The sequence below is a fragment of the Anaeromicrobium sediminis genome, assembly GCF_002270055.1.
In the GTDB taxonomy this organism is placed as follows: Bacteria; Bacillota; Clostridia; order Peptostreptococcales; family Thermotaleaceae; genus Anaeromicrobium; species Anaeromicrobium sediminis.
The window spans coordinates 58,409-76,553 of the sequence record NZ_NIBG01000010.1 but is presented as its reverse complement, the minus strand read 5'-3'; the positions used below and the strand labels follow the sequence as shown (position 1 = coordinate 76,553).

Below are 18,145 nucleotides of genomic sequence, written 5' to 3'. Positions count from 1 at the left end.
AGGGATTTTCATGAATACTAAATTTTCTATAAAAGATTTAAATTTACATTATGGTAGCTTTAAAGCATTAAAAGATATAAATATAGAAATACCTGAAAATAAGGTAACTGCGTTAATTGGTCCTTCAGGTTGTGGAAAGTCTACTTTTTTAAAGACTTTAAATAGAATGAATGACCTAGTTAATAATGTGAAAATAGATGGAGAAATTTTATTAGAGAAAGAAAATATATATGCTAGTGATATTGACATTACAGATCTGAGAAAAAGGGTTGGAATGGTATTTCAAAAATCCAATTTATTTCCAATGAGCATATATGACAATATAGCATATGGACCTAGAATACATGGAATCACAAACAAAAAAGAATTAGATAAAATAGTGGAAAAGTCATTAAGAGGGGCAGCAATATGGGATGAAGTAAAGGATAGATTAAATAAAAATGCATTAGGACTATCAGGAGGACAACAACAGCGTATATGTATAGCTAGAGCTCTAGCTGTGGAACCTGATGTGTTGTTAATGGATGAACCTACATCTGCATTAGATCCTATTGCCACTTTAAAGATAGAAGAACTTATTAAAGAGCTGAAAAAAAACTACACCATAGTAATAGTTACTCATAACATGGCTCAAGCTACACGAATATCTGACAATACGGCATTCTTTTTAATGGGAGAACTAATCGAATACGGAGATACAAAAGAGGTATTTAATAATCCAACAAATGAAAAAACTAAGGACTATGTTACTGGAAGATTTGGTTAAAATCATTCTTCCAGCAACATAGTTTTTTTATTAGATAAATATAGAAAAGCTATGTGTAAAATTAACTTTTGTGGACCTATTTCAGTTCAATAAATCAAAAAATCTTTCGAGTGAAGTCACTATGACTTTATAAACTATGTAGATTATATTTAGGGTAGAAGATTCACAGCTGTTTGCATCATAGTATGTTGTCATGTTCCACACTCTCAAGTATTTTCAATTTATTTCACCTCATAGGTAATAGGCTATGTATGTTTAAATTAGAAGCGATATATTTATATATTTTAAAAGTAGGAACATGTACTAGGACATGGACATAAACTAAAGTAATGGAATAAAGGAGGTAACATTATGGATAAAAATAAAAAGCTTAACCCTTCTAGAAAAGATGCTACTCTCAAAACCATGTTAATAAATGAAGAGGTATATAAGAATATAGATTTTGATAAATTAAAAATAGAGGAAGAGCTGGCAAAAGAAAATGTAGTTGTTAATGCCGGGTTACCTGTAATCCGAAGAGATGATAGTCCGATACCTGTATGGGATTTAGAGAGGTATGCTTTTTTACTTAAGGATAAAATGCCTTATACTGCTAATCCAAAGCTTTGGGAGCAGGGAAAGTTAAACTTAAATTCAGGAATATTTAAAGTTACAGATGGTATATATCAGGTTAGAGGTTTTGACCTTGCCAATATGAGTTTAGTTAAGGGAAGTACAGGATGGATTGTAATTGGATGTTTAACTTCAATGCAAACGGCAGAAGCTGCTATAAGTTTGGTTAATAAACACTTTGGAGATATACCTATTAGTGCCATAATAATTACCCATTCCCATGTGGACCATTACGGAGGAGTCTTAGGTGTATTAGATAGTTGCACAAAAGAAGATATAAAAGTATATGTACCAAGTGGATTTTCCGATGCAGTAATAGAAGAAAATGTTAATGCTGGAGTTGCCATGTCACGTCGTGGCATATATATGTATGGTGAAATATTGCCACGGGACAAAAAAGGCCAAATCGATTGTGGAATTGGTAAATATGCCTCTTTAGGAACATATACCCTTACAAAGAACGTTGAAGAGATAACATTAAAGGGAAATGAAGAATATGTAGAGAAAACAATTGATGGAGTAACTATGCAATTTCAATTAACTCCAAATACGGAAGCACCAGCAGAAATGAATATATATATTCCAAGTAAAAAATCTCTATGTATTGCAGAAAATTGTACTGCAACCCTTCATAATATATACACACTAAGGGGAGCAAAGGTTAGGGATCCAGTTGCCTGGGCTAAGTATATACAACAGGCAATAGATTTATTTGGAAGTAGTCTAGAATCCGTATTTGAAGTCCATAACTGGCCTAGACATGGGAATAAGTACTGTATAGACTATTTAGAAAAACAAAGGGATTTATATCAATACATGAACGATCAAACCTTAAGATTGATAAATCAAGGGTATACTATAGATGATGTTGGAAGAATGGTTAAATTTCCAAAGACTTTAAGTGAGGAATGGTACAATAGTCCATTTTATGGAACGGTGAATCATAATGTAACGGCTATTTACCAAAGGTATATAGGTTGGTATAATGGAAATCCAGTAGATTTAAATAAACTTTTTCCAGAGGACTCAGCAAAAAAATACGTAGAATATATGGGAGGAGAAGATTCTGTTATAGAAAAGGCAAAGAAATCATTCCAGGATGGAGAATATCAATGGGTGGCAGAAGTAACAAAACAAGTTATTTATGCAAATCCTAATAATAGGGATGCAAAGCTTTTGTGTGCTGATGCATTAGAGCAACTTGGATATATAGCTGAATCAGGACCTTGGAGAAATGAATATTTAATGGGAGCTTGGGAACTACGTTTTGGCAAGATTCCAATGGCAGGTACTTTTATAACAGATGATGTTTTAAATGCATTACCCCTTGAGAACGTTTTGTATTTACTGTCTATTAGAATAGATGGATTAAAGGCTGGAGACTTTGATTACAAAATAAACTTCATAATTCCAGATAGAAAAGAAGTGGCATCTACTGAAGTTAAACGAGGAATTTTTAGATATTTAAGTAATGAGCTTGCTCAGGATGCTGATGTAACAGTTACAATGTCAAAGGACACATTATATGAACTAGCAACAACAAATAACAAACCAGATAGTTCATCAATTATAGTAAAGGGAGATATTTGTAAGTGGCTCCTATTCTTATGGGTACAAGATAAAATTGATCCAGACTTCAATATAATGACACCAATAGAAAAATAAATTTATTTAAAACTATAAAACTGCTTCTAATGTAAAGGAAGCAGTTTTTATTTCTTTTTCCATAGAATAAATAAAAAATAGGAAATAGAGATTAAATGGAACTTAAAAAAATAACTAATAAGTATACATTTATATAAGTGTGGGGTAGTAAATTTATGATTATTTAATCTATAATTTTAATAAAGATTACAAAAAATAGAAATAAATTACAATTTGATATTTACAAAATAAAAGTATAGGTATATAATAAAATGCGGAAATGATAATCATTATCAACATGGCAATGGCGTATGTATATCTTCTAATTACAATTGCCGGAAATTTTATCTTAAAAAATACTGTAGATTAGTCAGCTAAGAGGAAAAGAATAAGGGGAATTTGAAAATCCTCATTATTTATGCATTATGTATTTAAATTTAAGGAGTGATATGGTGCAAAATTTTAAAATGAAATATAAGTTAATAACATTGTTTATAGTCACAGGACTAATACCAATAATATTAATATCTGGATTTTTTTACTATACCATTAAAAAGGACGTAATAAATGAAAATAAACTAAATGAAGTAGTCCATGAGGATATAGATAAAAATGGGGATTCTGATATAGTAGAGGAGTCAGAAGGCCTCTTACTATTAAAGAAGATAGAGAAGAGGATGGTTATAATTATACCTTCATCATTAATATTTGGCCTTATGATAACATTTTTAATGGCAAAGCATATACAATCACCTATGATACAAGTATCTAAAGCGGCAAATAGAGTTGCTAATTTAGATATCAGAGAAAATGTACATATAAAATTAACTAATAGGAAAGATGAGATTGGTGAAATAGGACGGGCAGTTCAATCTATAACAGATAACCTAAGAACAATTTTAAAAGAAATAGAACAAAGTTCTTCTAAAGTGATCCAATCATCTAAAGAACTATCAAACTCATCACAGGAAACTTCATCTATGACAGAAGAAATTGCTAAAACTATAGAAGGTATTGCATCTAATGCAAATAGTCAGGCGGAAGATACTCAAATGGGTACAGAAAATGCATCTATCTTAGGAAATATTGTAAGTATGAATCAAAGTTATTTAGATGAATTAAATAGGAGTTCTAACCAGATAGATAAAAATGTAGAAGAAGGATTAGAAGCATTAAATGATTTAGTTCAAAAAACTAAAGCCACAAGGGAAGCAGCACATGATATACATAAAGCTAGTATAGAAACTAATAAGAGCTCCACGAAAATAGGGGCAGCTAGTGCCGTTATTGCTCAAATAGCAGAACAAACTAATTTATTAGCATTAAATGCAGCTATAGAAGCGGCTCGTGCAGGAGAACATGGTAGGGGATTTGCTGTAGTGGCTGAAGAAATTAGAAAATTAGCAGAACAGTCTACAAGTTCTACTAAAGAAATAGATAATGTAATAAAGGAGCTTATGATTAATTTTGAGATTGTTTCTGAATCAGTTGAGGTTGTAAATGAAATAGTTAAAAAGCAATCTGAAAGTGTGAAAAATATAGAAGAAAGATATGATAAAATAACATCTGGTGTAGAAACATCTAAAGGAGCAATTCAGGGATTAAATGATTCCGGACAGACCTTAGAAGGCGGGAAAAATACAATTTTAACTATAATGGATAACTTAGTTATCATAGCTGAAGAAAATGCTGCTTCAACACAGGAAGCATCTGCATCTATAGAAGAGCAAAGTACATCTGTACAAGGAATGGCAATCTCTAGTGGAGAGTTATCACAATTGGCACATGAATTGGAAAACCTTTTAGAGGAATTTAAAATTTAATAATTTTACTGGAAAGAATTATATTTAAGATGGCTAGGTTCTATGAACTTAGCCATTTTTTTACTTACTAGGAAATTATAAATTTTAAAAACTGTGGATAAGTAAAAAAAGAAGGGGTTGTAGGGGAACATCCCCTGCCTCTTTAAAGGAGGGTGTTCAGATTGCGATACCAATCGTCGAAGGGAAACATAGGGTTCCATAACGAATCATAGGTCGCATGACTTTTTTATAGTTATAAATTTATATATTTTGTTAACAACATGGAAATCATCTATTTTCAGGTAACTTTTTTATGTTTTCATTTCTTCTAGGACAAAATGTATCTTTCATATAATTTATGAGGGGGATTATATGAAAGATATAAAATATATAGTAGTGGATAAATATGGTGAAGAAAGAATTAAGGAAGAAGTCTTTGCAGTAATTTTAGAAAGGATAGAGAGAGAAAAGATGGGAGAGTCAGAGTGATTTTATGGATAGGGTTGCCATATATTGTAGATTAAGTGATGAAGATAATCATAAATTTGGCCTATTTAGTGAAAGTATAGAGAATCAGAAAAAACTATTAATTCAATATGCTACAGATAAAAATTGGTCAATATATAAAATTTACATAGATGATGACTATTCAGGCCTTAATGATCATAGGCCTAATTTTATTAGAATGATTGAAGATGGAAAGAGAGGAAATTTTAATATAATCCTTTGCAAACATCAATCAAGATTTTCTAGAAATATAGAGACTATAGAAAAATATCTTCATAACAAGTTCATACAGTGGAATATAAGATTTGTAAGTGTGACTGATAATGTGGATACAAGGGATAAAAAAAATAAGAAAACAAGGCAAATAAATAGTTTAATGAACGAATGGTATTCAGAAGATATTAGTGAAGCTATTAAAGCAACCCTTCATGTAAAACAAAGGGATGGGAAGTTTATAGGGGCATTTGCGCCCTTTGGATATAAAAAGGACATGAAGGACAAAAATAAGTTGATAATTGATGAGGAGGCAGCACAGACCGTTAAAAATATATTTACATTATATATGGAAGGTAATAGTACAAATAAAATTGCAAAAATATTAAATGAAAAAAATATACTAAGCCCTAGTAGGTACAAAATAAAATGTGGATACAACTATAGGAATCCTTCAAAAGTTAGTAAGTGGAATAAGACTACTGTAAAGAGAATTTTGAGAAACCAAGTATATATAGGAAATATGGTACAGGGGAAACGGAAGAAAATTAATTATAAGGATAGTAAAGTCATTAATATACCAAGAGAAAACTGGGTAGTAGTAAAAAATGTACATGAACCTATTGTAGACAAAAATCATTTTCAATTTGTACAAAAAAAATTAGATGAAAAAAGTAGGATAACTAAGACGGGTAAAAGCCATATGTTTTTTTCAAAAGTAATATGTGGTGAATGTGGTGGGAAACTAACTTATGTTAAAGTTGGTGAAAAAGAATACTTAAGATGCTTAAATGAAAAGAAAAGTACTAGTATAAGAGTTGATAAGTTAAAAAAAATAATACTAGATAGAATAAACTTTCATTTAAGGAAAGTAGATAGGGATAGACTTTTTTTTATTTGCAATAACAATGAAAAAAAAGAATTAGAGTTGAAAATATTAGAAAAAAAATATAAAAATATTATGGTTGAATTAAATAAAACTAAAATGAATTTGAAAAAACTCTATATAGATAAAATAGAGGAGAGAATAGATGAAAGAGAATTCAGTATCATAAAAGAAGTGATTATGGATGATAGGAATAAGTTATTAAACCATGTGGAAAATATTGAATATAAGATTAAAGAAATTAAAGATGTAAAAGAAAATCATAATGGAACTTTTAATGAAGAAATTAAAAAGTTAAATCATTTTATTATTAATGAATTGATAGATTTTATAAAAATATATAAAGTAGATAAAACAAATAAAAAACAGGTAATAGAAATTAAATGGAACTTTATAGAATAATTAATGAAAAGCCTAATATATAAAGGAAATTTTGTAAAAAATAAAAGGAGATGATTAAAAAGGAGAACTAGAATATGAAAGAAGTAAAAATTAAGCATATATTTCCAGCTGCTAATTCAGGTGACGGATTTTACTCATATTTTGATTATATGATAGGTAAAGATCCTAAAAGAGTGTATATAATAAAGGGTGGGCCAGGAACTGGTAAATCATCCTTTATGAAAAAAATTGGACAGGCTATGATAGATATGGAATATGATGTGGAATATCACCACTGTTCTTTTGACAAAGACTCCCTAGATGGACTAGTAATCCCAAAATTAAAAATCGTGTTTTTAGATGGAACAGGAGTACATGCAGTAGAACCCATGTATCCTGGCATAGTGGGGCGAATATTAAATTTTGGTGAATTTTGGAGTGAAGATGAAATTCAAAGATCACAAAATGAAATTATCAGTACTAAAAATGAAATATCATCCTCAATTAAAAGGGCATACAAGTACTTTAATGGAGCTAAAACAATAAGTCTTTCCAGTGAAGAGATTTTAAAGAGATATTTTAAGCACAAGGATTTTTATAAGAATTTAGATGATAAAATTGAAGAAATCATGACCTCTAATCTAGATGAGAAGGGAGAAGAAAAACACTATTTTGGCAGTGCTTTGTCATCAGAAGGAATAGTAGATTTTTATGATAATCTCCTAAAAGGTACAAGGGTAACATATATTAAAAGTCATTTATCAGAGGCTTCTAGTAATTATATGAAGGAAATAGGGAGAGTTGCTAAAAGAAAGGGATATGGAGTAGTATTTTATCATAATCCATTAAATCCAAATCTAGTACAAACTATAATAATAGAAAATATGAATATGGCTTTTACCATTAGCCATAAATTTCAAAAGGAAAATCATGAGACTATAAATTTAGATAAATTTTTAGATAAAGATATATTAAAAAGACATAAAAATCAATTAAAAGAAGACAGATCCTATGTAAAGGACTTAATTGAAGTTGGTATAGAAGAACTTAAGGCTGCTAAAAGGCTACATAAGAGCTTAGAAAAGTTTTATGTGGAAAGTATGGATTTTGACAAGCTAGCTAATTTAAGAGAAGATATAGTAAATGAATTAAAAGGGCTATGAATTTTCATAGCCCTTTTACTTAGTCTCTTTCTAACAACCAATTAGCTAATTTAGGAGCAATTTCCTTTTGAGATTTAGAACTAACGTACATACCTATATGTCCTACAGAGAAAGAAGCAAGTTCTTTATCTGTACTAGAAACTAAATCATTTAATGCTGCACTAGAACTAGGTGGAACCAAATGATCATATTCAGCGTAAATATTTAAAAGAGGCATGGTGATATTTTTAAGATTAACTTCTTTATCTCCAAGTTTTAGTTCACCCTTTACCAATTTATTACCTTTATAAAGATCATTAACGAATTGTCTTAAGGTTTCACCAACTTGGCCAGGACTATCAAATATCCATTTTTCCATTCTGATGAAGTTGGTCATAATATCAGGTTTATGAATATTATCTACAAGATTTACATATTTATCTAGCATCAATTGGAAAGGCTTTAACATTAAATATCCACTATTCATCAGGTCACCAGGTAATACTCCATAGGCATCTACCATATTATCTATATTTAAGTGTTTTCCCCACTTGAAAAGTAGTCCTTCATCCACACCAAAATCGATAGGAGTTACCATAGTAACTAGATTTTTAACCTTTTCTGGATATAGGGAAGAATAAATACTAGAGAAAGTACCTCCCTGACAAATACCCATAAGATTTACCTTATCCACATTATTAGTTTTTAATATATGATCTACTGCGTTATTAATATATCCATTAATATAATCGTCCATAGTAAGATACATATCTTCTTGCTTTGGATATCCCCAATCTATAATATATATATCTAATCCACTTTCTAGAAGCTTTTTAATAACACTTCTATCAGGTTGAATATCCATCATGTATTGGCGATTTACTAAAGCGTAAACTATTAATGTAGGTGTTTTACTAACTTTTTCACACTGGGATTTATAATGATATAATTTCATCTTATCTTCTGTATAGGATATATCCTTAGGTGTAGAATCAGATTCTAGATCCTTTATATCCATCATGTATTTTACACCATTTGATAGTTTTTTATTTGTCTCAATAAATTCATCAATAGATTTCTCCACATCAATATTTAAATAAGGGAACATATTTTTACCTCCTAATTTTCTTAAGTTATTAATCTATTTTTTTAGATAAGTCTCTTACTTGTTTTTTTAAGTCATAAACAGTTTTATATAAACTGTTTAAATCACTTTTTAACGGAAAGGGTAAAAAACTAAATTGTTGTTCTAATACATTATCAAAATCCTTTTTAAAATTAACTCCTGAATCTACTACATGGGATAATAATTTAGCAAAATCGTCTGTATTGAACAAGTTATTATAAGCTTCTTCATTCTTTCTCCACCAGTATTCATAAAATTCTCTAAAAGATTGTGGTTCTTTATTTTCTTTACCCATATTTAAAGATTCAGAGATTATATTCTCCATTGTTTCATAGGCTACTTTATATAAAGTAGAAGTAAATTCATTTGTAGTATTAATGTAGTTAATATAAGATTCCATACTCTTTAAATTTACTTCAAAATAGTTGCGATTAAGACCTAAAGTAGGTATGTCAAAGAATTTACCATAGCTACTTTCATAATTTTCTTTCAAAAGTTTTGTAAACTCTACAAAGGCATTGGCATCCCCCATAAGTGTCTTTGTGTAAAGTTCATTAAGTGGGGCAGAATTATCAGTCCAAGGCTTAAATAAGTTACTAGCATTAGTCATGTGTGACTTATAGATATCTATGCTATCTTTATACAATTTTTGAACCTTTTGTGGTAATACAGGAGAAAAAGTAGTACCTACCATATCAAAATATTGCTTTTTCCAAGAGTCCATGAAAGAATTCATGTCAAATGGATTAGTGTTAAAGGCCTTATCCTGAAAATCTTTCCACATGTTAAATAGAGTATTGTATGAGTTCATACTTGAGAACATTTTGTCATAAGTACTGTAAACAGGATTTTCTTTAGAAAAATCCATTATATTTTCAAAGAACTTAGAATTAACTTCGTTCCACTTATTCATCATTTCTAAAGAAGAGTCAATAAAACTAGGATCTTTTAAACTTTCTTTTTCCGTAGAGCAAGGTACTACAGTGTTTTTCCACATATCAAACATTTTCTTTTGAGAGTCAAATACATTTTCCATAAAATTTTCATAGTGTTTTTGTGTATACATGAGAATCCCCCTTAGTTTTTTTACATTTTTTTTACTATGGCACTGCCGCTTACTACTTTAGTACCATCTGATTTAAAGATGTTAGTTTCTAGTGTTAAAAGTCGCTTGTCTTCTCTTTTGTCAATAACTGTAACGGTGGCAGTGATAGTATCGTTAATATAAACCGGTGCTAAAAACTTTAAGCTTTGAGATAAATAAAGAGTATTAGCCCCCGGTAATTTAGTGCCTAATACAGATGAGATTAAAGAACTAGTCAACATACCATGGGCGATTTTTTTCTTAAATATACTTTTAGATGCAAAATTTTCATCTAAATGTATAGGATTAAAATCACCTGATACTTGTGCAAAAGTGGAAATGTCATCTTCTGAAATAGTTTTAGTTAAGCTATCATTAAGCCCTATGGTTATGTCCTCAAATTTTATGTCTTTTATCAATTGTGTGTCCTCCTTTATAATAATAAATAAATTTTTAGTTTACTTTTTTAGTTCATATTTTGAATAATATGCACGAAGATGAATTAAAATTACTACTTTTAAAAAAAAATTATTTGCTAAGAAAATTTTAAGAAATAAAATATGCATTAATAAAATTTAGTTCACTCTTTTAGTTCACATTTTCAATAATATGCACGAAGGTTAATTAAAATTACTACTTTTTAAAAAAATTATTTGCTGAAAAAATCTTGAGAAATAAAAGTAGTATTAATAAAATTTAGTTCACTCTTTCAGTTCACATTTTCAATAATATGCACGAAGCTTGATTAAAATTACTACTTTTTTAAAAAATATTTACTTAAAGAAACTTTAAGAAATAAAAAAGCATTAATAAAAAGATATGATACTAATGGTTAAATATTACTTTGAAAATAAAAATTAGTTTAATGCCACATCAGGCCATGTTGTTGATCCTATATATCCTGGTGCCTATGACGAAATTTTAAATTTTGGAGAGTTTTGGAATCGTAATAATTTAGAAAAAAGTAAAGAAGAAATTATTAAAATGACTAAATTTATTGGGGAAAGCTTTAAAAGAGCCTATAAGTTTTTTAAGGCTGCTAAAATCTTAAGAGACGACTTAGAATATATTTATGATAAATCTACTTATGAATTTAAATTATTAGAAGAAATTGAACTTATAAAAAATGAAATATTTAAAGGCAAAAAAGGAAATGGTCATATGGGAAAGGTTAGACATTTATTTGGAAGTGCATTAACTCCTAATGGCTTAATAGATTATTACAATACTATAATAGAAAATAAACATAAAACATATTATATAAATAGCAAAAGTGTGAATAAATCGTCATATTTCATGGAAAAAATAGTAGAGGAAGCAATAATGAAATCTTACGATGTGGAAGTATACTATGAACCATTAGATGAAAAGAATATAGAAACAATTGTAATACCAAAATTAAATATTTCCATGACCTCTCATATTAAATATAAGGAGAGTCACTTTAAGAAAATCGATATTATGATTTATATGGATAAGAAAATTTTAAAGGATGAAAATGGAAAGATTAAAGAGGATACTAAATTAATTGAAACTCTTTTAAATAAAGGTACTAAATGTATAGAAGGAGCTAAGGCAAAACATGATGAATTAGAGGAATTCTATGTTTCTAATGTGGATTTTGAAAAAATAGATAAACTAAGAAATAGTATAATAAAAGATATACTAAAATATAAAGAAAAGTAGAATTACTGTTAGTAGTTGACAACTATGTAAACTTATAGTATTGTTATCAAGAAGGGTGATTTAACTATACTGAAAAGTCTAGTTACTTTTCCAAAGGAACAAAGATTAAGAATACGGAATCAAGAAAAAGGCTCTTGAGTTATCTTTTCGATGTTTGTATAGGGGTCGTCTTTTAATTATTGATTTTAGGAGGAAACAACATGAAAAAAGGTATTGTAAAATGGTTTAACGCTGAAAAAGGATTTGGATTTATCTCAGTAGAAGGTGAAGATGATGTATTCGTACATTTCTCAGCTATTCAAACTGATGGATATAAGAGTTTAGAAGAAGGTCAAGAAGTTGAATTCGAAGTAGTTGAAGGACAAAAAGGACCTCAAGCTGCAAACGTAATTAAAGCTTAATTAAAATTAAAAAATAATAGGCATAATAAAGAGATTAATACTCTTTATTATGCTTTTTTTACTATTTAAAATGAAATCAAAATAATAAAAAATAATTAAACGCTTGAAAGATAATAAATATTTGTATATAATAAATGTCGGTAAGCAAAAAGTTTTCAAGCAAACAGGGTAGAAATAGCAAAAAATCACCAAAAACCTAAAGCTAATTTTAGCTTTAGGTTTTTTATTGCGAAAAATAAACAGAAAATTCCAAAAAATATACACCTTATCTAAAATCTTTCCCCCTTATACTAGTGCCTTGTCTATGAGAAAATTATTACAAAGAAGAAGAGGTGGTTAAGTATTGTTAAAAAAGATTTAGAATAATGGAGTGAGGCATATGAATTCTGTTTTAAAAATGATAAACATTGAAAAGTCTTTTCCTGGGGTTAAGGCACTTAATAAGGCAAACTTAAATCTTAAAAAGGGAGAAGTACATATCTTGCTAGGAGAAAATGGGGCAGGTAAATCTACCTTAATGAAAATTTTGACGGGAATATATGAAAAGGATAAAGGGACAATTATATATAAGGATGAAGAAGTGGAATTCAGAACCCCTAAAGAAGCTCAGTTAAGTGGAGTAAGCATAATTTATCAAGAATTTAACTTAATTCCTCACTTGAGCATTATGGAAAACGTTTTTTTGGGGAGGGAACCTGTCAAAGGTGGAATAGTCCAGTGGAAGAAAATGAAAAATGATACGAAGAAAATATTAGAAGGATTAAGGGTTAACTTAGATCCTAAAATGAACGTTAAAGATTTAGGAGTGGCACAACAACAGATGGTAGAAATAGCTAAGGCCCTATCTGTGGATGCGGATATTATAGTTATGGATGAACCAACCGCTGCCTTAACTAGCCGGGAAATAGATGAGCTGTTTAAAACTATAGAAAACCTGAAACGTCAGGGCGTATCAATCGTCTATATATCCCACAGGTTAGAGGAGATTAAACGCATTGGTGATCGTGTAACTATCATGAGAGATGGTGAATATATAGGAACAGTGAATGTCAAAGATACGACGGTGGATGAAATGATAGAAATGATGGTTGGAAGGACGCTTAACGATAAATTTCCTAAAAAATATGTAAAAAAAGGTGAAACCATACTGGAAGTGAAAAATTTAAAAGCAGGAAAAATGGTCAAAGGTGTAGATTTTCATGTAAAAAAAGGTGAAATAGTAGGTTTTGCAGGCTTAATGGGGGCGGGCAGATCAGAAACTATGAAAGCTGTATTTGGAGCAGATCCAATAGAGGATGGAGAAATTTATATAGAAAACGAATTGGTACAAATTAACAAAACTGGAGAAGCTATCAACTTAGGTATAGGTTTTTTAACAGAAGACAGAAAAAATCAGGGGTTGGTTTTAGAGTTGTCCGTTAGAGATAATATTAGTTTAACTAACCTAGATAAGGTGTTAAACAAATTTAAACTGATAAACCTAAATGATGAAAAAAACATTTGTCATAAGTATGTGGAAGATTTAAAGGTTAAAACACCTACCATAAGTCAAAAGGTAAAGTTTTTAAGTGGAGGAAACCAACAAAAGGTAGTTTTAGCAAAATGGCTTAACAGAAATTGCAAGATACTCATATTTGATGAACCAACTAGGGGAATTGATGTGGGGGCAAAGGTTGAAATATATAAACTTATGAATGAATTAGTATCACAGGGTGTGGCTATTATTATGATTTCTTCAGAATTACCGGAAATACTTGGAATGAGTGATCGTATATATGTGATGCATGAAGGGCATATAACAGGTGAGTTAGATCGAGGTGAAGCTACCCAAGACAAAATACTCAAGTATGCTACAGGAACATTAAATGAAGTGAATAGCCTAGCTTAAGTATTAATTTAACATAATAAAGCCATAACAGAAAAATTGGAGTATAACTTTAAGGGGGATTAAAATGGAAGCAATTACAAATAAAAAATCCTTTCAAATTAAGGGATTCTTAAGGACGGCAGGTACATTACTAGGGTTACTAATAATGTGTATATTTTTAAGTTTCATGTCACCGTATTTTCTAACTTTAAGTAATGCTTTAAATATTGCACTACAGTCATCAATAAATGCCATTTTGGCATTTGGTATAACTTTTGCCATAATAACATCAGGCATTGACTTATCTGTAGGCTCCATATTGGCCTTATCTTCTGTATCTATGGGTTTAGCCATTAGCAACGGTATAGACCTTATTCCAGCAGTGTTACTGGGATTATTAATAGGAACTTTAGCAGGAGCAATGAATGGATTTTTAATTACAAAATTAGACTTGGCACCATTTATAGTAACTTTAGGAATGATGAGTATAGCAAGGGGAATGTCCTTAGTTATCACTAAGGGATATCCCATATCTGGAATGCCTAAATCTTTAAGAATTTTAGGCAGAGGTAAGTTTATGGGTATGCCAGTACCGGTTCTTATAACTCTTATAGTCTTTGTAATAGCCTATATTTTACTCAAATATACAAAATTCGGGAGATATGTATATGCCATAGGAGGAAATGAAGAAGCTACAAGACTTTCAGGGATAAATGTAAAAAGAACAAAACTTTTAGTGTATACTTGGTGTGGAACTATGGCTGGACTAGCTGGAATAATACTGACGGCTAGATTGAATTCGGCTCAACCAATAGCAGGATTAGGATATGAACTTGATGCCATTGCTGCAGCTGTTATTGGAGGGGTTAGTCTCTCAGGAGGAGAAGGAACAGCACAAGGTACTTTACTAGGTGCTTTAATAATTGGTGTCTTAAGAAATGGTTTAAATCTTCTTAATGTGTCTTCATTTTGGCAACAGGTTGTTATAGGATGTGTTGTTATAGGAGCAGTTGCCATTGACAAGTTGCAAAATAAAAAATAAGGGAGGATGAAAAATGAAAAAACTAAAAAAAATTATGGCTCTTATGCTCGTCATTGCTATGATGGTAACATTGGTAGTGGGATGTGGTGCAAAGGAAACACAAACTCAAGAGACTTCCAATGATGTGGAGAAAAAGTCAAAGATAGGAGTAGTAGTAAAGGCCCTTGATAGTGAGCACTGGCTAACTGTTAAAAAGGGAGCAGAAGATGCAGCAGCAGAAACGGGAGTTGATGTAGTTGTATTAGCACCAGACAAAGAGTCGAATGTGGAACAACAATTTAGAATAATTGAAGACTTGATTCAACAAAAGGTAGATGCTCTGGCAGTAGCACCTTGCGATTCTGAAGGGATAGTTCCTTTCATTGAGGAAGCAAATTCTAATGGAATACCCGTATTAACAGTTGATACAAATGCAGATGCTAATGTGGTAGCATTTGTAGGTACAAACAATACTCTAGGCGGAAAGATGGCTGGTGAAAGAATCGTTGAAATAATTGGTGGAGAAGGTAAGGTTGCCTTAATAACAGGTGTTCCTGGTCAACAAACGCACAGAGATAGAAATGCTGGATTTAAAGAAGCTTTAAAGGGAACTAATATAGAATTAGTGGCAGAACAACCAGCTAATAGTGAATCTGCCCTAGCTATGACAGTTATGGAAAATATACTTCAATCAAATCCAGATTTAAAAGCAGTATTTTGTACAAATGCTTTAATGGGATTAGGTGCCATGGAGGCTATTGATGCAAAGGGGAAACTTGGAGATATAAAGATAATAGCCTTTGACACTCAGACAGATGTACTAAATGCAATAAAAGACGGGAAGATGGACTCTGTAGTTGCTCAAAGTCCATATAATATGGGATATGAAGCTGTTAAAAATGCAGTTAAACATATTAATGAAGAAGATGTTCCTAAGGTAGTTGATACAGGAACAGATTTAATAACAGAAGAAAATGTAAATGAATATTTAAAATAAGCAAATTACGGAAATACATAGAAAATTCCCTAAAGGGGGTGTCTTGAGACTAATCTTAAGACACCCTTAATACAGAATTTAATGAAAGGTGGTATAGATTATGAAACTTGGACTAATAGGTGCAGGAAGAATAGGAAGACTTCATGGTGAAATAATAACTTATCATGTGCCAAAGGCAGAGATAAAAACAGTGGCAGAGGTATATGCAGATGAAAAAACTATAGAGTGGGCAAGTTCACTTGCTATTGAAAATGTTACTAAAGACTATAAGGAAATACTTAAGGATGATGAAATTAAAGGTGTAATTATAGCGTCATCTACAGATACTCATGCTGATTTAATAATAGAGTCTGCTAAGGCAGGGAAGGACATATTCTGTGAAAAACCTATAGATTTTAACATAGACAAAATAAAAGAAGCCCTCAAGGCTGTGGAAGATGCAGGTGTAAAATTACAAATTGGATTTAATAGAAGATTTGATCACAATTTTAGAAGGGTAAGAGAATTAGTAGACGGAAATAAGGTTGGAGATGTACATATTGTAAAAATCACTTCAAGGGACCCAGCTCCTCCTCCAATTGAGTATATTAAAGTATCTGGTGGACTATTCTTTGACATGACTATACATGATTTTGATATGGCACGCTATTTATCAGGTAGTGAAGTAGAGGAAGTGCATGCTGTGGGAACTGTATTAGTAGATGAAAAGATAGGAGAAGCAGGAGATATAGATACGGCTGTAATTACCCTTAAATTTGAAAATGGAGCCATAGGAATAATTGATAATAGCAGGCAAGCTGTTTATGGATATGACCAAAGGGTGGAGGTATTTGGATCAAAGGGTTGTGCTGTAGCTAATAATGACTATCCTGACACAGTAAGACTTAGTACAGATGAAAATGTATCCACTGATAAACCTCTATTTTTCTTCTTGGAGAGATATTATGATTCTTACGTTCAAGAGTTTAAATCCTTTGTAAATGCCTTAGCGGAGGATAAAACCCCACCTGTAGTGGGTATAGATGGATTACAACCTGTATTAATAGGAATGGCAGCTTATAAATCCATGAAGGAAAAAAGGACAGTTAAGTTATCAGAACTTTTTTAATTGGAGGTGGGAAATATGAAAAAATCTGCATGTATAGAAATGATATTTACAGAAGCACCATTTTATGAAAGATTTAAGCTAGCAAGGGAAGCTGGCTTTGAATATGTGGAGTTTTGGTCTTGGGATGATAAGGACCTAGATAAAATAAAGGATTTATGCAATAAGTATAATCTTAAAATAGGTAGTTTTTCAGGAGATAAGGCCTTTTCCATGGTAGATGAGAGAGAAAATGCCGATTATATAGATTTTATAAAAAAATCTATAAAAGCAGCAAAGTTTTTAGAGTGTGACAATTTAGTCATTCATTCAAATGCCCTAGGGGAAGGTGGAATAGTAATAAATGATTATAAGGAAATAGATCATAAGGTGAAATATGATAATATGCGAATGCTTTTAAATGAGTTAAAAGCATTCGCAGAAGAAAATGAGGTAACTCTAGTTTTAGAGGCTTTAAATATCATAGTAGACCATGTGGGAAATTTCTTGGCTTATACAGAGGATAGTGCAAACTTAATAAAGGCAGTAAATTCTCCTTACATAAAGATATTATATGATGTATATCACATGCAAATAAATGAGGGGAATGTAATAGATAATATTAAAAAACATATAAATGAAATAGGCTATATTCATGTGGCGGATGCTCCTGGTAGGCACGAACCTGGAACAGGAGAACTTAACTATAATAATATATTTAAGTCCCTTAGGGAGTTAGAATACAAAGGAATTATAGGATTTGAGTTAGAACCTATTAACTCGTCGAAGAATGCTATAGATGTAATATTAGCTCTTTAATAAATTTAAATACAATAAGTGGTGTAGAATTCTAGACAGAATATACATCACTTATTGTATTTTAAAAGGATTTTTATGAATTTTTATAGAAATTAATTAGTGAGATA

General features: G+C 30.6%; 15 protein-coding genes. 12 read left to right on the top strand and 3 right to left on the bottom strand.

Features of this window, described 5'->3' with window-relative positions; translation table 11 throughout:
• Nucleotides 1–10: 10 nt before the first annotated feature.
• The 5 genes from pstB to CCE28_RS12370 all read left to right on the top strand — a co-directional run bounded on the left by pstB (nt 11) and on the right by CCE28_RS12370 (nt 7,974).
• Nucleotides 11–766: a phosphate ABC transporter ATP-binding protein PstB gene (gene pstB / locus CCE28_RS12390; RefSeq protein ID WP_095134040.1), complete on the top strand. Its 756-nt coding sequence runs from the start codon at nt 11–13 to the stop codon at nt 764–766.
• A 351-nt stretch (nt 767–1,117) separates the two neighbouring features.
• A complete protein-coding gene (locus CCE28_RS12385) occupies nt 1,118–3,043 on the top strand; it encodes an alkyl/aryl-sulfatase (RefSeq protein ID WP_095134039.1) in 1,926 nt (641 codons plus the stop codon).
• 431 nt (nt 3,044–3,474) lie between these two features.
• Nucleotides 3,475–4,845: a methyl-accepting chemotaxis protein gene (locus CCE28_RS12380; RefSeq protein WP_176461799.1), complete on the top strand. Its 1,371-nt coding sequence runs from the start codon at nt 3,475–3,477 to the stop codon at nt 4,843–4,845.
• Nucleotides 4,846–5,317: 472 nt separating this feature from the next.
• Nucleotides 5,318–6,832 carry a recombinase family protein gene (locus CCE28_RS12375; protein WP_095134037.1) on the top strand — a complete coding sequence of 505 codons (1,515 nt, stop codon included), beginning with the start codon at nt 5,318–5,320 and terminating at the stop codon, nt 6,830–6,832.
• A gap of 74 nt (nt 6,833–6,906) precedes the next feature.
• Nucleotides 6,907–7,974, top strand: coding sequence for a hypothetical protein (locus CCE28_RS12370; protein ID WP_095134036.1), 1,068 nt, complete (start codon nt 6,907–6,909; stop codon nt 7,972–7,974).
• 19 nt (nt 7,975–7,993) lie between these two features.
• Here CCE28_RS12370 and phaC read toward each other — a convergent pair whose 3' ends face one another.
• The 3 genes from phaC to CCE28_RS12355 are packed head-to-tail and all read right to left on the bottom strand — an operon-like array spanning nt 7,994 to nt 10,582.
• A complete protein-coding gene (gene phaC / locus CCE28_RS12365; RefSeq protein ID WP_095134035.1) occupies nt 7,994–9,061 on the bottom strand; it encodes a class III poly(R)-hydroxyalkanoic acid synthase subunit PhaC in 1,068 nt (355 codons plus the stop codon).
• A gap of 28 nt (nt 9,062–9,089) precedes the next feature.
• Complete coding sequence (locus tag CCE28_RS12360) at nt 9,090–10,145, bottom strand: poly(R)-hydroxyalkanoic acid synthase subunit PhaE (protein ID WP_095134034.1); 1,056 nt, start codon at nt 10,143–10,145, stop codon at nt 9,090–9,092.
• A 20-nt stretch (nt 10,146–10,165) separates the two neighbouring features.
• Nucleotides 10,166–10,582, bottom strand: a complete 417-nt coding sequence (locus CCE28_RS12355; protein WP_141228359.1) for a MaoC family dehydratase — start codon at nt 10,580–10,582, stop codon at nt 10,166–10,168.
• A gap of 565 nt (nt 10,583–11,147) precedes the next feature.
• Between CCE28_RS12355 and CCE28_RS12350 the strand changes: the two genes are divergently transcribed.
• The 7 genes from CCE28_RS12350 to CCE28_RS12320 all read left to right on the top strand — a co-directional run bounded on the left by CCE28_RS12350 (nt 11,148) and on the right by CCE28_RS12320 (nt 18,038).
• On the top strand, nt 11,148–11,849 hold the full coding sequence (locus CCE28_RS12350; protein WP_095134033.1) for a hypothetical protein: 702 nt from the start codon (nt 11,148–11,150) through the stop codon (nt 11,847–11,849).
• A gap of 200 nt (nt 11,850–12,049) precedes the next feature.
• Entirely contained in the window at nt 12,050–12,250 is a 201-nt protein-coding gene (locus CCE28_RS12345; RefSeq protein WP_095134032.1) for a cold-shock protein, read from the top strand.
• 379 nt (nt 12,251–12,629) lie between these two features.
• Nucleotides 12,630–14,138 (top strand): sugar ABC transporter ATP-binding protein, encoded by a 1,509-nt coding sequence (locus tag CCE28_RS12340; protein WP_095134031.1) that lies wholly within the window; start codon nt 12,630–12,632, stop codon nt 14,136–14,138.
• Between the two features lie 64 nt (nt 14,139–14,202).
• The gene (locus CCE28_RS12335) at nt 14,203–15,159 is read left to right on the top strand and encodes an ABC transporter permease (RefSeq protein ID WP_095134030.1); all 957 of its coding nucleotides are present in this window, start codon (nt 14,203–14,205) and stop codon (nt 15,157–15,159) included.
• A 13-nt stretch (nt 15,160–15,172) separates the two neighbouring features.
• Nucleotides 15,173–16,135 carry a sugar ABC transporter substrate-binding protein gene (locus tag CCE28_RS12330; RefSeq protein WP_207652901.1) on the top strand — a complete coding sequence of 321 codons (963 nt, stop codon included), beginning with the start codon at nt 15,173–15,175 and terminating at the stop codon, nt 16,133–16,135.
• Between the two features lie 100 nt (nt 16,136–16,235).
• Entirely contained in the window at nt 16,236–17,243 is a 1,008-nt protein-coding gene (gene iolG / locus CCE28_RS12325) for an inositol 2-dehydrogenase (RefSeq protein WP_330396852.1), read from the top strand.
• Between the two features lie 15 nt (nt 17,244–17,258).
• Nucleotides 17,259–18,038, top strand: a complete 780-nt coding sequence (locus CCE28_RS12320; RefSeq protein ID WP_095134028.1) for a TIM barrel protein — start codon at nt 17,259–17,261, stop codon at nt 18,036–18,038.
• Nucleotides 18,039–18,145: the final 107 nt, after the last annotated feature.

Excerpts from the sequence above, each read along its gene's own strand:
- pstB (WP_095134040.1), top strand. The coding sequence starts at position 11 with ATGAATACTAAATTTTCTATAAAAGATTTAAATTTACATTATGGTAGC.
- CCE28_RS12385 (WP_095134039.1), top strand. The coding sequence starts at position 1,118 with ATGGATAAAAATAAAAAGCTTAACCCTTCTAGAAAAGATGCTACTCTC.
- CCE28_RS12375 (WP_095134037.1), top strand. The coding sequence starts at position 5,318 with ATGGATAGGGTTGCCATATATTGTAGATTAAGTGATGAAGATAATCAT.
- CCE28_RS12370 (WP_095134036.1), top strand. The coding sequence starts at position 6,907 with ATGAAAGAAGTAAAAATTAAGCATATATTTCCAGCTGCTAATTCAGGT.
- phaC (WP_095134035.1), bottom strand. The coding sequence starts at position 9,061 with ATGTTCCCTTATTTAAATATTGATGTGGAGAAATCTATTGATGAATTT.
- CCE28_RS12360 (WP_095134034.1), bottom strand. The coding sequence starts at position 10,145 with ATGTATACACAAAAACACTATGAAAATTTTATGGAAAATGTATTTGAC.
- CCE28_RS12350 (WP_095134033.1), top strand. The coding sequence starts at position 11,148 with ATGACTAAATTTATTGGGGAAAGCTTTAAAAGAGCCTATAAGTTTTTT.
- CCE28_RS12345 (WP_095134032.1), top strand. The coding sequence starts at position 12,050 with ATGAAAAAAGGTATTGTAAAATGGTTTAACGCTGAAAAAGGATTTGGA.
- CCE28_RS12340 (WP_095134031.1), top strand. The coding sequence starts at position 12,630 with ATGAATTCTGTTTTAAAAATGATAAACATTGAAAAGTCTTTTCCTGGG.
- CCE28_RS12335 (WP_095134030.1), top strand. The coding sequence starts at position 14,203 with ATGGAAGCAATTACAAATAAAAAATCCTTTCAAATTAAGGGATTCTTA.
- CCE28_RS12330 (WP_207652901.1), top strand. The coding sequence starts at position 15,173 with ATGAAAAAACTAAAAAAAATTATGGCTCTTATGCTCGTCATTGCTATG.
- iolG (WP_330396852.1), top strand. The coding sequence starts at position 16,236 with ATGAAACTTGGACTAATAGGTGCAGGAAGAATAGGAAGACTTCATGGT.
- CCE28_RS12320 (WP_095134028.1), top strand. The coding sequence starts at position 17,259 with ATGAAAAAATCTGCATGTATAGAAATGATATTTACAGAAGCACCATTT.